This window comes from uncultured Corynebacterium sp. (genome assembly GCF_937999985.1).
In the GTDB taxonomy this organism is placed as follows: Bacteria; Actinomycetota; Actinomycetes; order Mycobacteriales; family Mycobacteriaceae; genus Corynebacterium.
Map to the genome: position 1 here is coordinate 1 of NZ_CALLDG010000070.1, position 2,642 is coordinate 2,642.

Below are 2,642 nucleotides of genomic sequence, written 5' to 3' on the forward strand. Positions count from 1 at the left end.
GAAGCGCATCGAGGAGGCCAAGAAATCGGACAATGCCAACCTCGATCCGGAACTGGCGGAGTCGATACGGTGGCGTCGTTCCCAAATAATAAAGAGATTCCCCAACCTGGCACTTACGAAGCTCGCCAGCTACGAAAAGCTACGCAGCGACCTCGCCGAAGCTGTGTGTAAGAACTTCGAAAGGCACCCGCATAACCGCAGCACCGGCATGGAGGCGATGGAGGAAGCACACCTCATCGTCACCGCGGCAACAACGGTGCAATGGGCCGCAGCAACCTCAGCCACGCGGCGCGGCAGAACTCTGAACAGCATAAAGGACTTCGACGTTGCTTTAACCGGGCTACGGCAAGTCTTCAGTGCCTTCGAACCGGCCACCCTCAAACCGCCAACAGACTCAACCGCAGAAAACATCTCGCAGAAAGCACAGAAAACCAAGGAGAACCGCCCATGAAAGATACTCGCGAAGAAGCCGCAGCAGCCAAGGCGCGGCTCGACGCGGCGGAAAAGCAGCGCCAGGAAAACCACAACAACGTCCCCCTAGTCTTCGGCTGCCTGATGCTAGGCATGCTGATGTCTTCGCTGGGGCAGATGATCTTCTCCACCGCCCTGCCCACCCTCGTCGGCGAGCTTGGCGGCGCCAACAAGATGAGCTGGGTCATCACCAGCTTCCTACTGACCATGACCATCGGCATGCCTGTCTACGGCAAACTGGGTGACCAGATGGGTCGTAAGCCGTTGTACCTGGTGGCGGTAACCCTGTTCCTGGTCGGCTCCGTACTGGGCGCGCTGGCGCAGAGCATGGACATGATGATCGTCGCCCGCGGCGTACAAGGCCTCGGCGCCGGCGGCCTGATGATCGGCGCGCAGGCCATCATCGCCGACGTGGTTCCCGCCCGCGATCGAGGCCGCTACATGGGCATCATGGGCGCCGTCTTCGGCCTGAGCTCCGTGCTGGGGCCGCTGCTGGGTGGCTTCTTCACCGACGGCCCGGGCTGGCGTTGGGCACTGTGGTTCAACGTGCCACTGGCGGTCATCACGTTCCTGATGGTGTTCTTCAACCTCCAGCTGCCGAAGCGTGGCTCGGGCGCCCGCCTGGACGTCCCCGGCACGGTTCTGATGGCCGGGGCCACTAGCTCGTTGATTCTGCTGCTCACCTGGGGTGGGCGCGATTACGCCTGGTCCAGCCCCGTCATTATCTGCTTGGGTATCGCGGCAGCCGTCTTGGCCACGCTGTTTGTGCTGGTGGAACGCAAGGCGAAGGATCCGCTGATCCCAATGAAGCTGTTCACCGTCCGTAACTTCGTCGTCACTACTGCGGCCGGCACGATCACGGGTGTGGTCATGTTTGGCGTGCTGGCTTACATGCCGACGTACATCCAGATGGTGCACGGCATGACCCCCACCAAGGCCGGTCTAATGATGATCCCGATGATGGCCGGCATGATCGTCACCGCCACCGCCTCCGGCCAGTATGTTTCCCGGACAGGTCGCTACAAGTGGTTCCCCGTCGCGGGTCTGCTCGTTGCCGCCACGGCGGTTGGTCTTATGGGACTTTTTGACGCCCACGATTCCCTCGTGCACCTCGGTCTTGTCTTGGCTCTCATGGGTGTTGGCCTGGGGCTTTCTATGCAGATTCTGGTGCTGATTGTGCAGAACTCTTTCCCGATCTCGATGGTGGGCACTGCGACTGCTTCGAATAACTTCTTCCGCCAGATTGGTGGTACGGCTGGTTCTGCGATCATCGGTTCGCTGTTCACGCACCGCGTGGCGGATCTGATGGGTCAACGGGTGCCCGGCGCGCTGCAGGAGCTGGGCCCGCAGGGAGCTAAGTTCGCGCAGGATTTCCAGGGGGGCGGCAGTGCCCGGCTGACCCCGGAGATCGTCGATACGCTGCCTGGCCCGCTGCACGACGCGATCACTACCTCGTATAACGACGCCCTTGTCCCCGTGCTCGGGGCCATGGCGCCGGTGGCTATTTTGGCTGCCTTGATTCTAGTCTTGGTCCGCCAGGACAACCTGAAGGAAACTATCGAGTAGTCCCAATTGGGATCCTGCGCTTGGAAAGTTACTCGGACTCTTCTGCCGATCCCTCAGCGTTCCTAGCGTTGCCGGAGTTTCCAGCACTGCCGGCGTTGTCGGCGTTGCCAGCGTTGTCCGCGCCGTCCTCGTCGGAGTGCGCCAGGTTTTCCTGGTAGTACTTCCATGCCGGGCCGCCCTCGAGAATCTTCTCCATCACCATGTTGTGGCGCCACGTGCCCTTCTTCGGCCCATAGTTCATGTGGGACATGCAGTGGAATACGCCCACTTCCTCGAAGCCTCGAGAGACGTGCAGCCGGACAGAGCCCTCGTTCTCCGGGAAGATGCTGGAGTGCATCGCCCAGTGGCCCTGCTCGGCGGCGTCCTTGAGCAGCCTATCGAGCAGGCTACCGGCCACGCCCTTGCCCGCGGCATCCTTATGGACGTAGATCGAGTCCTCCAGCACTCCGTCGAACACGTCGCGGTGGCTGGCGGATGTGGCGGTGATCCAACCCAGGATCTTCTCCCCATCCTCGCCCAGCCCTGCGGCTGCGGCGGCTGCGGGATCCGTGTCGATGGCAACGAAGGAGAGCTCGGGCAGGCGGTGGCGCATAAAGTCTTCCCAC

General features: G+C 61.8%; 2 protein-coding genes and 1 pseudogene. 2 read left to right on the forward strand and 1 reads right to left on the reverse strand.

Translation table 11 applies throughout. The features are described 5' to 3' along the window. Positions 1–451: pseudogene (locus Q0331_RS03325) on the forward strand (TetR family transcriptional regulator); the annotation flags it as partial. Continuing rightward, the gene (locus Q0331_RS03330; protein ID WP_298074861.1) at positions 448–2,037 is read left to right on the forward strand and encodes an MDR family MFS transporter; all 1,590 of its coding nucleotides are present in this window, start codon (positions 448–450) and stop codon (positions 2,035–2,037) included. The pseudogene Q0331_RS03325 and the gene Q0331_RS03330, both read left to right, overlap by 4 nt. Before the next feature lie 28 nt (positions 2,038–2,065). On the opposite strand, the gene Q0331_RS03335 is transcribed toward Q0331_RS03330, so the two are convergent. After that, a partial coding sequence (locus Q0331_RS03335) for a GNAT family N-acetyltransferase (RefSeq protein ID WP_298074863.1) occupies positions 2,066–2,642 on the reverse strand: 577 nt, incomplete at its 5' end.